This is a genomic window from Aestuariirhabdus haliotis (assembly GCF_023509475.1).
GTDB lineage: Bacteria > Pseudomonadota > Gammaproteobacteria > Pseudomonadales > Aestuariirhabdaceae > Aestuariirhabdus > Aestuariirhabdus haliotis.
Map to the genome: position 1 here is coordinate 271,838 of NZ_JAKSDZ010000002.1, position 14,590 is coordinate 286,427.

14 protein-coding genes are annotated in these 14,590 nt (G+C 48.8%); 1 reads left to right on the forward strand and 13 read right to left on the reverse strand.

Annotated features, from left to right (window positions below; genetic code table 11):
* Positions 1-282 precede the first annotated feature (282 nt).
* The 13 genes from flgL to MIB40_RS03200 form a co-directional block, all read right to left on the reverse strand.
* A complete protein-coding gene (gene flgL / locus MIB40_RS03140; protein ID WP_249690703.1) occupies positions 283-1,557 on the reverse strand; it encodes a flagellar hook-associated protein FlgL in 1,275 nt (424 codons plus the stop codon).
* A 45-nt stretch (positions 1,558-1,602) separates the two neighbouring features.
* Positions 1,603-3,585 carry a flagellar hook-associated protein FlgK gene (gene flgK, locus MIB40_RS03145; RefSeq protein ID WP_249690705.1) on the reverse strand — a complete coding sequence of 661 codons (1,983 nt, stop codon included), beginning with the start codon at positions 3,583-3,585 and terminating at the stop codon, positions 1,603-1,605.
* Positions 3,586-3,680: 95 nt separating this feature from the next.
* The gene (flgJ, locus tag MIB40_RS03150) at positions 3,681-4,682 is read right to left on the reverse strand and encodes a flagellar assembly peptidoglycan hydrolase FlgJ (protein WP_249690707.1); all 1,002 of its coding nucleotides are present in this window, start codon (positions 4,680-4,682) and stop codon (positions 3,681-3,683) included.
* A gap of 1 nt (position 4,683) precedes the next feature.
* On the reverse strand, positions 4,684-5,796 hold the full coding sequence (locus tag MIB40_RS03155) for a flagellar basal body P-ring protein FlgI (protein ID WP_406566430.1): 1,113 nt from the start codon (positions 5,794-5,796) through the stop codon (positions 4,684-4,686).
* A 13-nt stretch (positions 5,797-5,809) separates the two neighbouring features.
* Positions 5,810-6,484: a flagellar basal body L-ring protein FlgH gene (gene flgH / locus MIB40_RS03160; protein ID WP_249690711.1), complete on the reverse strand. Its 675-nt coding sequence runs from the start codon at positions 6,482-6,484 to the stop codon at positions 5,810-5,812.
* Positions 6,485-6,509: 25 nt separating this feature from the next.
* Positions 6,510-7,295 (reverse strand): flagellar basal-body rod protein FlgG, encoded by a 786-nt coding sequence (flgG, locus tag MIB40_RS03165; protein WP_249690713.1) that lies wholly within the window; start codon positions 7,293-7,295, stop codon positions 6,510-6,512.
* A gap of 97 nt (positions 7,296-7,392) precedes the next feature.
* Entirely contained in the window at positions 7,393-8,130 is a 738-nt protein-coding gene (locus MIB40_RS03170) for a flagellar basal body rod protein FlgF (protein ID WP_249690715.1), read from the reverse strand.
* Positions 8,131-8,460: 330 nt separating this feature from the next.
* Positions 8,461-9,756, reverse strand: a complete 1,296-nt coding sequence (gene flgE, locus MIB40_RS03175) for a flagellar hook protein FlgE (protein ID WP_249690717.1) — start codon at positions 9,754-9,756, stop codon at positions 8,461-8,463.
* Positions 9,757-9,786: 30 nt separating this feature from the next.
* The gene (locus MIB40_RS03180; protein WP_249690719.1) at positions 9,787-10,482 is read right to left on the reverse strand and encodes a flagellar hook assembly protein FlgD; all 696 of its coding nucleotides are present in this window, start codon (positions 10,480-10,482) and stop codon (positions 9,787-9,789) included.
* Positions 10,483-10,492: 10 nt separating this feature from the next.
* The gene (gene flgC / locus MIB40_RS03185; protein WP_249690721.1) at positions 10,493-10,933 is read right to left on the reverse strand and encodes a flagellar basal body rod protein FlgC; all 441 of its coding nucleotides are present in this window, start codon (positions 10,931-10,933) and stop codon (positions 10,493-10,495) included.
* A gap of 2 nt (positions 10,934-10,935) precedes the next feature.
* Positions 10,936-11,346 (reverse strand): flagellar basal body rod protein FlgB, encoded by a 411-nt coding sequence (gene flgB / locus MIB40_RS03190; RefSeq protein ID WP_249690722.1) that lies wholly within the window; start codon positions 11,344-11,346, stop codon positions 10,936-10,938.
* Positions 11,347-11,668: 322 nt separating this feature from the next.
* Positions 11,669-12,523: a CheR family methyltransferase gene (locus tag MIB40_RS03195; RefSeq protein WP_249690724.1), complete on the reverse strand. Its 855-nt coding sequence runs from the start codon at positions 12,521-12,523 to the stop codon at positions 11,669-11,671.
* A 32-nt stretch (positions 12,524-12,555) separates the two neighbouring features.
* Positions 12,556-13,485: a chemotaxis protein CheV gene (locus tag MIB40_RS03200; protein ID WP_249690727.1), complete on the reverse strand. Its 930-nt coding sequence runs from the start codon at positions 13,483-13,485 to the stop codon at positions 12,556-12,558.
* A gap of 253 nt (positions 13,486-13,738) precedes the next feature.
* Between MIB40_RS03200 and flgA the strand changes: the two genes are divergently transcribed.
* On the forward strand, positions 13,739-14,449 hold the full coding sequence (gene flgA, locus MIB40_RS03205) for a flagellar basal body P-ring formation chaperone FlgA (RefSeq protein ID WP_249690729.1): 711 nt from the start codon (positions 13,739-13,741) through the stop codon (positions 14,447-14,449).
* Positions 14,450-14,590 lie beyond the last annotated feature (141 nt).

Genomic DNA, 14,590 nt, shown 5'->3' on the forward strand with positions numbered 1-14,590 from the left:
GCCAATTGGCAAGCGTTTTTTCTACATACAATCTCTGTATCGGCGCCTTGGGAGATCACTTTAGGGAAAAGTGTAACTTTTTTGATCAATTTTATTTTTCTTTATTTATCAATACCTTAAAACAACCCCATACAATCAAACACCTGACAGGCTGGATAGCATGGGCTACCAGCGACAGCAAACAGGCGGATTTTCGGGCTTGAAAGCGGTAAAACATTTTGAATGACGACAAGAGCAACCCACCGCATGCAGCTCGGCTCCTTACCGTCGATGCTCGGATCATTACAATCGGCTAAAGAGGTTTAGTCCGCTGATCTTAACGAAGCTCTGCTGGGCCGCTTCAAGAATCACACTTTGAAACGAAAGTCTGGAGAGAGCTTCGGCATAATCCAGATCTTCCAGGTCGGACTGTAACGACTGATTGATCAGCTTTACATCCTCATGAGAGGTTCGGGTGGAATCTACCACATTCAAACGGGCACCCACTTCTGTTCGCACCTCCAAAACCGATCCCAAACCATTACTCAGATTTTGCAAGGCTAGGCCAACACCATAGTCGGTTGCAGCTTGGCGCTCGACCGAAGTTCCGTAACCTCTGAGTGTGTCGGCCAACATTTTGGTGGTATCCAACAACCCAATTTTTTCCTGGCGGGTGATGTCGATCTGATCGCCAGCAGCCGGCGAACCCGCTACGGTGAGTTTTTCACCCATAGCGGCGATGGTAATCTCCAGGTCACCATCGGTGTTCAATACCACATCTCCTGCAGGCAGTGCCACACCGGGCGCAGGGTTATTAGCGTCAATCAAAAAGACATCGTAACCTGAGGGAATCAACGGATTGGGGGTAAAACTCAAAGACGCTTGTTGCGGTTGACCAACCAGCGTATCGAAGTAGGCATCAAATTGAGCGCTATCCAGCAACTCCACCTTGTTCACCCCCGAAACACCACTGTTAGGAGTCCCTTGAGAGACCAGTACTCGGGTTTCATTGGGAACATCAGCAAAAATCTCCTTGCCATTATCGGTAATCGGCAAGTAAGACGAACTGGCAATCTGCACTTCACGCTGTCCCTCGTCACCGTTATAAACAAAGCTGTTACTTACCGGATCAAAGCTAAAGGGTTCTTGCTTACCCTGGTTACCACCGAAAATATATTCTCCTCGCGAGTTACGAGAATTAAGCAGATCCAGCATTTCATCCAGCCGTTCTTCTACTTCTATAGCCAGAGCTTCCTTGTCGGTAGCATCTTGAGCACCATCGCCGGCCTGAACCGCAATTTCCTGCAACCGGAAAATGATATTCTCGACACTATTAAGAATGGACTCCTCGTTCTGCAAGCTGCCTTCGGCTGCATCAAGGTTCGACAGGTATTCATCCAATCGGCCTCGTTCTTGTGACAATTGCAACAGGCGAGTTGAAGCTACAGGATCATCGGCGGGCGTCAACAAGCGTTTACCCGAAGAGATCTGCTCCTGGGTACGAGTCACATTGCTGTAGTTGTTTTGTATTCCACTGACACCATTATTGTATGCCTGGATGGATGAAATACGCATCATAGTTAACCTGCTCTCTTAATGGTCACGTAACTGACCTCAAATACCTTATCGAAAGGTATTAATCAATGTATCAAACAAACTTCTAGCCACCGAAATAACCTGCGCGGAGGCATTGTAGGCATTCTCAAAGCGAATCAAATTAGCCGCTTCTTCGTCCAGACTGACCCCGGATAAACTGTCCCGCGCATTTTGCGATTGAGTCAGGATAGTACTGCTGGCTTCGCTATCGATACGGGATTGAGCCGTACGAGTTCCCACTTTTTCAACCAGTTCTCCGTAAGCGTCGGCATAGTTAACGCCGGCACCGAAAGTTGTTGTGGGTTCATTTTCTAACTGGACCAGCTTCAAGGCGTTACGGTTATCAGAGCTACCATTTTGGTTGAACTCGATAGTGAAACTGTCACCCGCCAATGGCCGCCCGGTAATGTCCAGTGTGACCTGATAGGTATTACCCCCGCCGTCGGTGACATCAATGGTGACCGCATTGGTTTGCCCCGGCACAATCGGATTGGGGTTACCAGTAATCGTCAGACCATTACCACTGTTATCTACGAAGGCATAGTTCTGGGTATCGGTGAAAACAATATCAAACGGTTGGTTGGCAATCACATCCGCTGGCGTAAAAGGCGATACCACATCGGGCTGGGTAATTGAGCCTGTGCCACGATTATCGAGACTTTGTGTGCCACGCAACGGCGCTGCGAAAGCCAACTCTTCCGGTTGCTCGAGCACTTTTTCAATATGTTCGGCGCCTTCCCGGGTAGGCGTTATATAAAAGCGCTCGCCAGCGACAAAACCGTTGTTATTGAGATTGATCTGAAAACCATCGGGTGACAGGATCGATGGTGTCGATGGAGCCCCGGGTATCACCCCGGCGGTTTGGGTGCCATCGGAAATTCGTGTCAATGTATAGTTCGTGGGTGAGCTGAATTCCAGCCGATAATCGCTTAACGAAAGCTGCCCGGCATCGGTGATTTCGACTTCCAAAGTACTGGTTGAGGGATTGGTACTGGGGAAAACCCGCTGCTGCATTAAAATCGGATCGTTAATATCACGAAACAGATCGACGCCAAAATTATCCGACAGATCAAGACCTTCACCCAGCTGTTGGTTAATCGTATCGGAGAAGACCAAGGCCAGACGCCCAATCTCGTTGTACGCAGGATCCAGCACCTCATCTCGATAATTGATAATCCCGGTCAACTCTCCCCCAGAGAGCAGGTTAGTTATCACCTGGGTCGAGGTACCATCGCTAATAGCGATATCCTGGCGCAATGGGTCGTCAGTACTGGGTACGACTTCCAGGGTATTTACCTGAGCGCCAACGATCAAAGGTTGGCCCGTGCCGACAAACACATTGATCGTGTTATCGTCCTGAGGAATGACGGTCACTCCCACCAACTCCGAAAGATTCTTCAACGCCTCTTCCCGAGAATCCCGGAGATCATTCACCGGGGTATTGTTGACCTCGGCCTTGGCGATCGCTTCGTTATAATCCCCAATCGTTACTGCAATACGGTTGATTTGTTCGGTAAGCGTTCGGCTTTGTTGATTAACCAGATCAGTTTGTTGGTTAAGGCGATCGTTCAGGGTATTAAAACGGTTCGCTATCCCCTCTGCTTCGGTAAGGATCAATTGCCGGGATGGAATATTGGCCGGATCTTCGGCTCCAGTCTGCATAGCCTTAAAGAAATTGGTCAGTGCCGGCGTCAGCCCCGTGGTTGTGTTGGCCAGCAGGGAATCCAGCTGTTCAATCTGCTCCCGAAATGCCTGCTGCTCCGAATTGACAAAGGTGTTCTCACGTAACTGGCTAACCAGAATTTCACTGGTAATGCGCCGAATACTGTCGGTGGTTGCACCGGAACCCAAAAAACCGACCCCCACATAGAGTGGATTTTGGGTTACCTGGGTGGCTTCCTGACGAGAATATCCAGGCGTGTTGATATTGGCGACGTTATGACCCGTCACCGTCAACGATGTCTGGCTTACTCGTAAGCCACTTAATCCTATTCCCAGCAGATCAGCCATTTCTCGACCTTCCCGTTATCTACCCGTTATCGGCATCAAAGCCAAATGGTTTAATACGTTTGTAATTCGAAGCTTCACATTCACCTCTTGAGCGACTACTGCCAGTTGTCAAAAATATTGCTATCGGCAATCCGCAATATTTTCTCGGCGTACTCTGGATCGGTGGCGTAGCCCGCTTGCTGTAATCCCTGTAAAAACTTCACGGAATCACCACCATGCTGTAATGCATTTTGATAGCGATCGTTCTGCTGCAAGAACGTCGCGTAGTCATCAAAACTGGTCAAAAATGAGTCATAGGCCCTAAAGGCGGCCGTTTCTTTTAACGCAACGCCTTGGCGAAACTCGGTAGTGGTCACCTCTGCTGTATCTCCAGACCAGCGACTGTCGGCCTTGATACCAAACAGATTGAAGCTGTTGCCGCCATCCTCACGCTGAATCATCTTTTGCCCCCAGCCGGTTTCCAGGGCTGACTGGGCAACCAGTATTTTGGGTTCTATGCCAAGCTTGCTGGCAATCTCCTGCGCATAGGGCATCATTTTGCGAATAAAGGCCAACGGCGAATCCAACACTTCATCCGGTTCATTTGTCTCTAGCGTGATCTTTCGATCGGAGTCATTAGCATTCACGTTTGCCGATTGATCGACCTTGCCGACTATCGGTTTACGCATAAGCTGCTGTACCATTGTGCTGGCAACGTCTGAGGCTTTATCAACCATGAAACGGTCGCGTCCATAAGTCGACGAAGCCTCGGGAATACTGCTATTGAGCTGGCGCATTAACACTTCGGCCAGCCCCATCCCGCCATTTTCCGCCAGGTCAATTGCCATCTGGCCATCGAGCATATCGCGATACATATTGCTTTCACTGCTATTGAACAGACTGTCTTCTTCAAAGATCGCATTAGCATCGCGCATGCTTTTCAACATCATGCTGATAAACAACGACTCGAATTGTTTTACGGCTTGTTCGAGTGCTTCTTTCGATTCACCATCGGAGCTGTACTTAAGATTCTGCAAGCTGTTCAGATCGGTATAAACCTGGGCTACCCCAGAGGCACTGGCAGCCGAATGTTTCAGGTTCAGATCTACTCCACTCATATCAGATAACCACCAATTCTGCGCGTAGTGCCCCGGCCTGTTTGAGGGCCTCCAAAATGGCCATCAGGTCACCGGGGGCCGCTCCTACCTGATTCACCGCCTGAACAATTTCGGCCAGGGTAACACCCGGTTCAAACAGGAACATTTTATTGTTTTCTTGTTGTACATCGATATTGCTTTGCGGAGTAACTACCGTTTCTCCGGCACCGAAAGCATTTGGCTGACTCACCTCGGCTTCTTCGGTGATAGAAACCACCATGCTGCCGTGGGTTACTGCCGCTGGAGACACCCTTACGTTTTTCCCAATCACAATGGTACCGGTACGTGAGTTGATAATAACTTTGGCTGAGGATTCACCTGGCGTTACCTCAAGATTCTCCAATACCGACATATAGGTGACACGCTGAGACCGATCCGTTGGTGCGGTCACCTCGATAGAAGCACCATCAATGGCTTTCGCCACGCCCGGACCGACCAGCTGATTGATCGCATCACTCATGCGCTTGGCAGTAGTAAAATCGTACTGTTTTAAATTCAATACCAGCTTGTTTCCTCGCCCAAACGACGAATGAACACTACGTTCAACCAAAGCACCATTTGGAATTCGGCCGGCAGTAGGCACATTAATAGTTAAACTTGATCCATCCGCACCCTCCACGCCTAAACCACCAACAACCAGACTGCCCTGAGCAATGGCGTATACTTTGCCATCAATTCCTTTGAGCTCGGTCATCAATAAGCTCCCACCCCTAAGGCTTTTGGCATTACCCAGTGCAGAAACAGTGACATCAATTTTATGGCCAGGCTTGGCAAAAGGTGGCAGCTCACCATGAATAGATACCGCGGCTACGTTTTTCAATTTTGGGTTACTGCCCGGTGGCATTTTTATACCAAATTGCTGCAACATATTTTTAAAGGTTTGAATGGTAAATGGTGTCTGGCTGGTTTTATCACCACTACCATCCAAGCCTGTCACCAGACCATAACCCACCAACTGATTACTTCGCACACCAGAAATCGAAGCCAGATCCTTAATTCGTTCAGCCTGCACTGAACCCGCCATCAGTAAAAGAAACAGAACCAGAAGATATCGCTGAACTACTTTCATTGTCATTGCTCCACTCTTCCTAAAAAGGAAATGCCGGACTATTGAAGAGTTTGGTTAACCAACCCGCCTCATTCGAATCTGCCAGGCTTCCGGTTCCAGCGTAACTAATTCTTGCATCTGCAATTTTTTGCGATGACACCATGTTATCGGTATCAACATCATCGGGGCGTACCAAGCCCGATATTCGAACGTACTCGTCCCCCTGATTAAGGGTGAGCCATTTTTCGCCGCGAATTTTCAGCAAGCCATTGGGTAACACTTCCGACACCGTGACCGTTATATTGCCGCGAAGACTGTTACTCTGACTACTTTCAGATTCCCCTTCATGCTCTCGAGTGGCGTCCAGGGTGGCAGCCACATCAAAACCAAACACATCTTTAAAGGTTTTACCAAACGCAGTTGGTTCACTAATAGACGCCGTTGTTTCTTTACTGAAGTCGGTATCGGCTTTCTTATTCGCCTGTGTCGATTCATCCAGCTGTACCGTGATGATATCGCCGACCCGGTAAGCCTTGCGATCGTCGTACAGTGAGAAGCCAAAACCCTCCTGGTAGAGAGAACCGCCATTAAATTCCGAGGCAATGGGCTGGGCAGGATAGGTCGGCGCAAATGCCGGATCATTTGGCAAAGCCGTAGGCGTCATGCAACCACCCAAAGAAAAGAAGCTCAGCAATAAAAGCAATCTGATTTTCATAGCAACATCGCCTCTTTAGCCTCGATTAAAGGTTCTGAGTCACGAACTGCAGCATACTGTCAGCAGTCGAAATCACTTTGGAATTCATTTCGTAAGCACGCTGGGTGGTGATCATATTCACCAGCTCTTCCACCACGTTTACGTTTGAATTTTCCAACGTACTCTGTTGAATTCGCCCTAACCCATCTTCACCGGGGACACCTTCTCGAGGCGCTCCGCTGGACCCGGTTTCGAGGAACAGGTTATTACCAATGGCTTGCAAGCCCGCTGGATTAATAAAATCCACGACCTGAATTTGCCCCAGTTCCTGGGGAGCCGGATCGCCCGGTGTGGTCACGGTGACAATGCCATCTTCACCTACTGTGTACGTGAGAGCATCTTCGGGAACGGTAATTCCGGGTTCTAGCGGATGACCGTTAACATTGACCACATCACCGTCCTCATTAAGGTGAAACTGGCCATTTCGGGTGTAGGCGATCGTGCCGTCGGGCGTCAAAATCTGGAAAAAGCCTCGACCGTTGATTGCCATATCCAGTGGCTGATCGGTTGTTTGCAAACTGCCTGAAGTAAATATTTTCTGAGTACCGGCTACACGAACACCCGTACCCAATTGCAACCCGGATGGCAAGGTGGTGTCCTGGGACGATTGCCCACCGGGCTGTCGTTGGATCTGATAGAGCAGATCTTCAAATTCCGCCCGATCCTTCTTGAAACCTACCGTGCTGACGTTAGCCAGATTATTCGCAATGGTATTGAGCTGCATATCCTGTGCGCTCAGTCCCGTTTTACTTACCCACAATGCCGGTTGCATGTTTTTCTCCCCACAGGGCTTCCGCCCTGCCTCACTTCAGTCCGCAAACTAGGTTGCTCAGTTATTGTCAAAAATCCGTCAGCTATGCAGACACTCCCTAGCTCTGCAAGAGTCGTTCCACTGATTTCTGATTTTCTTCCGCGGTGCTCATCATCTTCACCTGCACCTGAAACTGCTTCGCCAAACTCATCATCGAAATCATCTCGGAGACCGGATTAACGTTACTGGCCTCGAGAAATCCGGGCTCAAGAGTCACGTTCACATCGGGCACCACAGCGTCTTCATCTTTGATTCTGAATAAGCCATCGCTACCCTTCTCCAGGCGATTCAGATCGGGATTGACCAATAAAATTCGATCAACCTCCGCCAGAGCCTCTGGATTTTCTCCAGCACCTCGAATGGTAATGGTGCCGTCAGGAGCAATATCCATCTTATCGAATTCCGGTAATACAATCGGGCCACCATCACCGATAATGGTCAGGTTTTCCGAATTACGCAGGATGCCATCGGGATCGATGTTCAAATCACCGGTTCGGGTATAGACCGTTTCACCCTCTGCTGTTTGCGCCGTTATCCAGCCGTCTCCCCTCAAGGCCACATCCAAATCACGACCCGTCGATATCATGGTGCCCTGATTAAAGTTGGTACCTGGGTTTTCGGTCATGGCATAGGCTCGGGTCGGATGAGTCTCCCCCCAGACAGGCATCGACCGCGCCTGCTCGAAATCATTCTTAAATCCCGTCGTGTTGGCATTGGCCAGGTTGTTGGCATGAATAGTCTGCCCCAACATATTCTGCTTTGCGCCACTCATGGAAATAAATAATGCTCTGTCCATTGCTCTGTAACCCTGTAGGGAGCGGCAATCATTTGCTGCTCAAATTGTCTTACCTATAGAAAAAGCAAAGGCTATGCCCATTTACCCATAAAGCTCAAAATAAAACGTAACCTATTGTTTTTATTAAATTAAAATAAACAGAAAACCCAAACCAATCGAGTTTCAAGATTGAATTAATACCTAGGACGGCAAGGGTTTACCGCAACATTTATAGGGTATTGCCACACCCAATAGTGATAAGTATCCAGGCCACCTGCAGCAATAGGACAAAAAAACGCGACACCGCCAAAACGATGTCGCGCTTAATGACTACTGACCGAAGATGCAGGCTTAAATATTCAAAATGGTCTGGGTAACCGCATCGGAGGTTTCAATGGTTTTGGCATTGGCCTGATAGTTTCTCTGGGCAATAATCAGGTTCACCAACTCGTCAGAAAGTTCCACGTTAGAGGCCTCCAAAGCCCCTGCCTGCAATGCACCCAGGGTACCAGAACGTGGTGTGCCTATTACCTGATTACCAGATTCAAACGATTCGGCCCATTCCGTCTTGCCTAACGGACTCAAGCCCTCAGTATTGGCAAAATTGGCAAACACCACCTGCCCCTGAATACGACTTTGTCCATTAGTGTATCGAGCAAACAGGATGCCTTCGTCAGACACTTCAAGTCCTGCCAGTTGCCCGGTGCTGAAACCATCCTGACTAACACTCGTCACAGCAAAGGCACTGGAAAACTGGGTACTACCAGTCAAATCCAGATTATAACCGGTGGGTGAAACGGCTCCGTTCTGTGTACCGGTACTGTCACGTGGCTCCCAGCCAGCGAGCACCACTGGCGTGCCGGGTGCAGGTGCGGTCAACTGACCGGCTGCATCAAAGGTTAAAGCCTGCGTGAAAGGAGTAAATACGTTGGCCGCAGGGTTATCCGGTGGTGGGGTACCATCGGGCAAAGTACCATCAAAGTCCCGACCATCAATCAGAATATGCATATCCCAGGTATTAGCACCTGTTTTGACGAAGTACTGAGTCTGGATATGGGAATTACCCAGTGAATCGTAAACATTGACCGAGGTCGCCGAGTTGTAGGTTGCAGGATCCGTAGGGTCAAATGGAGCGATCGCAGGTACCACATCGCTGGAGTTAAGATTCAGTGTCTGAAGGACCGTACCTGTGGCTTGTGGGGATTGGTTGGTAGTATCTACCTGAAGATCGGTTAACACACCGGTTAATATTTGGCCGGTATTGTCAGCCGCATAGCCCTGCAAGTTTTTGCCAAAGTTATTGACGATAAACCCTTCTTTATCAGTGCCGAAATAGCCGGCACGGGTATACGTGGTTTCGCCGTTGTTATCCAACACAAAAAAACCATCTCCGTTAATCGCCATATCCAGACTGTTGCTGGTAAAAGTAATGCTGCCCTGAGTAAATTGCTGCCCAATATTAGCCAATAACACACCACTACCGGTCGCATTATCTGCTGTCCCCAAGGTTGATGCAGCGTACACATCTGCAAATTCCGCCCGCGATGATTTAAAGCCGATGGTGCTGGCATTGGCAATGTTGTTACCAGTCACCTCCAGCTCATTGCCGGCGGCACGGATACCACTCAAACCGATATTAAACGCCATGATTTATTCTCCTGATCGCTCGCGAGCGAATTACTCTTTGATCATCTGTACATCAGATAGCAACACTGAGCCCATGCCATCCAGATTCAATATAACGTCCCCGGTCCCAGCGGCACCGAGCGTAATGCTGTTAACATGTGCCGGTAACACGGTAGGCACTTGTTGGGATTTTCCGTCGATAGCAGCCTTAGCCTCGAATCGATACTCACCGGACGGCATAACATTGCCGTCGGCATCCTTGCCATCCCATTTAAATTCGATGTTACCCTTCTCTTTTGTGCCCAACGGAATCTGCTTCACCAGATCCCCCTGAGGGCTGTAAACATTGATGGTCAAATCTGGCGTGGAGGCAGGCAGCACCACTAGCCCTTCGGTTCCCCGGCCCGTTTCCACCTGGGTATTTTCCATGCCCAGCATAACGGTTCGGCCAACCAACGATGATGCTTGTAATGCCTGGCTCGATTGCATACCCGCGACAAAGTCCTGCATCGAGGTGTTCAGTTGTTCGACACCTTCGACCGTACTGAATTGCGCCAACTGGGCAATGAACTCACCATTTTCCTGGGGTTCCAACGGATTTTGGTTATTCATCTGAGCAACCAATAATTCCAGAAATTCATTTTTTCCCAGCTCATCATCCTTCTTCTGGTTCTCCTGCGAATTGGCAATGGAGTACTTATCCAGAGCGGATGTGCCTGTGGCTGCGGCTGCCGTGCTTAGTGTCATAGCGCTCTCCTTACTGTCCCAGGGTGAGGACCTTTTGCATCATGGTTTTAGCCGTATTCAAAACATCGACATTGGTTTGAAATGATCGCGATGCCGAGATCATGTCCGCCATCTGCTCCACGACATTCACGTTGGGGTAAAATACATAGCCATCTTCGTCAGCCATAGGGTGATTGGGGTCATAGCGCGCTTCCAGTTCTTGCTGGCTCTCGACCACGCCCAATACCCGAACACCCTGACCGACTTCCTTTGGCTGATCATCGAACAGCGAACCTTCCTGCTGAGCTTCGTTCAAGGCGTGGGCAAACACCGGGTAGCGTGCTCGATAGGTTTCATCAATGCTGCTACTGACTGTCTCTGCATTAGCAATGTTGCTGGATGTGGCGTTAAGACGAATGGACTGGGCACTCATGCCCGACCCGGCAATTGAAAAAACATTATTAAGCGACATGACTATTGTCCTTTTATGGCTGTACTTAAGCCTTTGAACTTGGAATTTAGAAAAGTGAAGCTGCTTTCAAAAGCGATCTTGTTCTGAGTGAACTCGGTGATTTCTCGCTGGGAATCGACGGTATTACCATCAACAGAAGGTTGGCTTGGCACCCGATATAACAGCTCAGTATCAGCCGTTTCATCAATAAAGCCGGATACATGCTGTTGATGAGTTCGGCTTAACTTTTGCTGCCCTTCTGTATCTTGCACTCCCTCTTGCTGCTTCATCACTGAGGCAAAATCAACATCACGAGCTTTAAACCCCGGGGTGTCTGCATTGGCAAGATTATTGGCCAGCACCTCGGCTCTTTGAGCCCGAAACTCAAGCGCTTGAGGGTGGATACCTAATGCCCTGTCAAAACTGATCGCCATGCTATGCCTCTATTCTGAAATCATTTTCGTCAGAAAGTTAATAGCAAGGCACATGCCAGAAATTTTTTTCCTTTATATTCAACAAGTTAGAATAAAAGCAACTAATCAGGGATGCCAAAGCGGCAATCTCTTTCCTCACAAGAGGCAACTCGGCTTCGCTTGTTGCCGCTTGCCATGCAGTGCTCGGCACTATCTGCCCAAGGAGCTCTATCAACTGGAATAAACAGGCAGGCGCACAGGCCCAGGATCGTCAAGAATCAGGTAAATGAAGGGCATGGAAAGATTGTAAACCTCAAAGGCTGAATAGCCTTTGAGGTTTTAATTATTTAGCGATATACATTATGCCTGGGCGGCACTGAACCATTTCATAAAGGTGAGATAAACCATTGAGCGCCTCAGAAGCACCAAGAAACAGGTAACCTCCAGGTTTCAGGCTGGCATGGATGCGGGTCAAAATATCCCGTTTAAAATCAGCGGAGAAGTAGATCAAAACATTACGGCAAAACACAATATCGAACTTACCCAGTGTTACGTAACTGTCCTGAAGATTGATGGCACGAAAATCGATTCGCTGCTTGATATTGGGTTTGACCTGCCAGCGCTTGCCCTCCAGGGGAATAAAGTGTTTCTGCAGGCGGTCATCTGACAATCCTCTGCCTAGCGCCAGGGTGTCATACTCCCCCAGTTTGGCTTCACCTAACACCTTACTGGACAGATCCGTAGCAATTATCTGCACGCCCCCCCGCAAAAGGCCAAGATTACTCTTTTCAAATTCATCGATAGCAATACTCTGGGAATAGGGCTCCTGACCGGAAGAGCAGGCCGCCGACCAGATACGCAGCCTCTGGCCAGGGTAGCGCTTGGCCAGATCGGGCAAAATGGTTTTCTTCAAGACCTCAAAAGGATAGCTATCACGAAACCAGAGGGTCTCATTGGTCGTCATCGCATCGACAACTTCACCCTTAAGCTTGCCCCGGGGCTGCGCCCCAATGCGCTTGACCAACTCGCTCAGTGTATCGATTTCATTGTTTGCCAGTATCTTACGAAGCCGGCTTTTCACCAGGTACTCTTTATTTTTACCCAGTACTATGCCGCAAGCTTTTTCAAGGAATTCACTGAAAACCTCAAAATCCCCCGCTGGGGCAGCTCTGCCCTGAGTTGATCCAAACTCGGCCAACGTATTACTCCTCTAAATCGAATTAATGCGCATTAATGGGTTTCGATTTGAAAACGCTTTATAACACTGCCAGCTAGATCGTCCGGATTGAACTTGGCGATAAAGTCATTGGCCCCTACTTTTTCTACCATCGCTTTGTTAAAGACACCACTAAGGGACGTGTGAAGCACTATGTACAGGCTCGACAAACGGGGATCAGCCCGAACTTCCGTGGTTAGTGTATAACCGTCCATTTCGGGCATTTCAATATCTGAAATCATCATCAGCAGGTGCTCGTCAATACTATCACCAGAATCCACCAGACTCTTCAAATAGTCGAGTGCTTCACGGCCATCATTTTTGAGAACAACCTCAACACCGATATTTTCAAGGCAACGCTGAACCTGCTTACGAGCAACAGCCGAATCATCGGCTACCAATACTTTCTGCGCCACCGCATGCGTTGTCACTTCATCCGTAATAAGGCCATCGCTGACCTCCTCACTTTGAGGTGCAACTTCGGCCAGGATTTTTTCGACGTCGATGATCTCTACCAACTGATCATCAACCTTGGTCACGGCGGTCAGGTAATGGTCCTTACCGGTCCCCTTTGGCGGTGGATGAATCTCTTCCCAATTCATATTGACGATGCGGTCTACCATCTGCACCAGAAAGCCCTGCACCTTCATGTTGTACTCAGTGATAATGACAAAGGCATTAGTCACATCATCCAGAGGACCTCTGCCAGTGGCCATATTCATATCAAGGATAGGTATTGTCCCCCCTCGAATATTGGCGACCCCTCTTACTACAGGGCTGCTTTTCGGCATCATGGTAAGCGTCGGACATTGCAATACTTCCTTCACTTTGAATACGTTGATGCCATACAACTGCTTGCCTTTGAGGCGAAACAGCAGCAACTCAAGTCGATTTTCCCCAACCAGCTGAGTCCGCTGGTTAACACTATCTAACACACCCGCCATGGATCATCTCCATTGGATTGACTGCAACGTCGGCACACCAAACCCCGTACCGAACCCAAAAACTCTTATACAGTGTTAATAGACTATAGCTGCTCGCCAAGCCAGTTAACAAGCCAAGTCACCAGCGAACTCCGAAGAGTTGATAAAGACACTTACAATAACATCGGCATATATATTGCTGACTTTAATCAAATACTGAAGAAGCGCCAGAAATTCGACGCCTCAACCGATGGTTCTATTGATTGGTCATCCTATGACATTTGTTCGTCTGTTAAACATATTAGCTGCCAGCCTGTTGCTATTCAGCGCTGTCGCCATGGCCCAGTCCTCTCAAGCGGACATCAAGGCAATGGTGGAGACCTATTTGCAGGGCAAGGCACAACAACAGCAAGTATCCCCTTCAACGCGTATAGAAGTAGAAGCCAACCCACTCGATCCCCGACTGAATTTACCCACCTGCTCAGTTCCTCTAAAGTTGATCGAAAATGAGCGCCATCATCGCCCTGGGCGACAAACAGTGCGTATTGAATGCGCCGGCTCACATCCATGGGGGATCTATGTAACCGCCAACATTCGAATCTTTCGACCGGTGGTTATCGCCAATCAACTGATCAACAAGAAGGCACCGATAACAAACGATGTGCTTCGCCTCGAAGAGCGAAACATCGCAGAACTGCGAGGCGGATATTACACGAATTTCAATGCCTTAACCCACACTGTGGCAAAACGCATGATTCGCCCCGGACAAGCACTGGCTCCGACACATGTCAAAGCAAGGGAAGTCGTGCAAAAAGGCGACTTTGTAACCATTACTGCCAAGGGCCAGCAACTATCCGTTAAAATGAGTGGCACGGCCCTTTCAGACGGAAAAATCAATCAGCAGATACGTGTACGTAACAACCGGTCAGAGAGAATCATCAAAGCCACTGTTACCGGCCCCAAGCAGGTTGAAGTCCAAATGTGAACGCCACACAACAACCAACTAACCCATTGATTATTAAAGGTATATTTTAATATACGGACAGTAATTCGGTATGAACTTATCAAGCCACAGTGCCAAACACACCGAGACAGTAAGCGAATGACAAAAAAAGCAAAAAAAATG

Excerpts from the sequence above, each read along its gene's own strand:
- flgB (WP_249690722.1), bottom strand. The coding sequence starts at position 11,346 with ATGGCGATCAGTTTTGACAGGGCATTAGGTATCCACCCTCAAGCGCTT.
- flgG (WP_249690713.1), bottom strand. The coding sequence starts at position 7,295 with ATGCAACCGGCATTGTGGGTAAGTAAAACGGGACTGAGCGCACAGGAT.
- flgH (WP_249690711.1), bottom strand. The coding sequence starts at position 6,484 with ATGAAAATCAGATTGCTTTTATTGCTGAGCTTCTTTTCTTTGGGTGGT.
- flgE (WP_249690717.1), bottom strand. The coding sequence starts at position 9,756 with ATGGCGTTTAATATCGGTTTGAGTGGTATCCGTGCCGCCGGCAATGAG.
- MIB40_RS03170 (WP_249690715.1), bottom strand. The coding sequence starts at position 8,130 with ATGGACAGAGCATTATTTATTTCCATGAGTGGCGCAAAGCAGAATATG.
- flgJ (WP_249690707.1), bottom strand. The coding sequence starts at position 4,682 with ATGAGTGGAGTAGATCTGAACCTGAAACATTCGGCTGCCAGTGCCTCT.
- MIB40_RS03180 (WP_249690719.1), bottom strand. The coding sequence starts at position 10,482 with ATGACACTAAGCACGGCAGCCGCAGCCACAGGCACATCCGCTCTGGAT.
- flgA (WP_249690729.1), top strand. The coding sequence starts at position 13,739 with ATGACATTTGTTCGTCTGTTAAACATATTAGCTGCCAGCCTGTTGCTA.
- MIB40_RS03200 (WP_249690727.1), bottom strand. The coding sequence starts at position 13,485 with ATGGCGGGTGTGTTAGATAGTGTTAACCAGCGGACTCAGCTGGTTGGG.
- flgC (WP_249690721.1), bottom strand. The coding sequence starts at position 10,933 with ATGTCGCTTAATAATGTTTTTTCAATTGCCGGGTCGGGCATGAGTGCC.
- flgL (WP_249690703.1), bottom strand. The coding sequence starts at position 1,557 with ATGATGCGTATTTCATCCATCCAGGCATACAATAATGGTGTCAGTGGA.
- MIB40_RS03155 (WP_406566430.1), bottom strand. The coding sequence starts at position 5,796 with ATGACAATGAAAGTAGTTCAGCGATATCTTCTGGTTCTGTTTCTTTTA.
- flgK (WP_249690705.1), bottom strand. The coding sequence starts at position 3,585 with ATGGCTGATCTGCTGGGAATAGGATTAAGTGGCTTACGAGTAAGCCAG.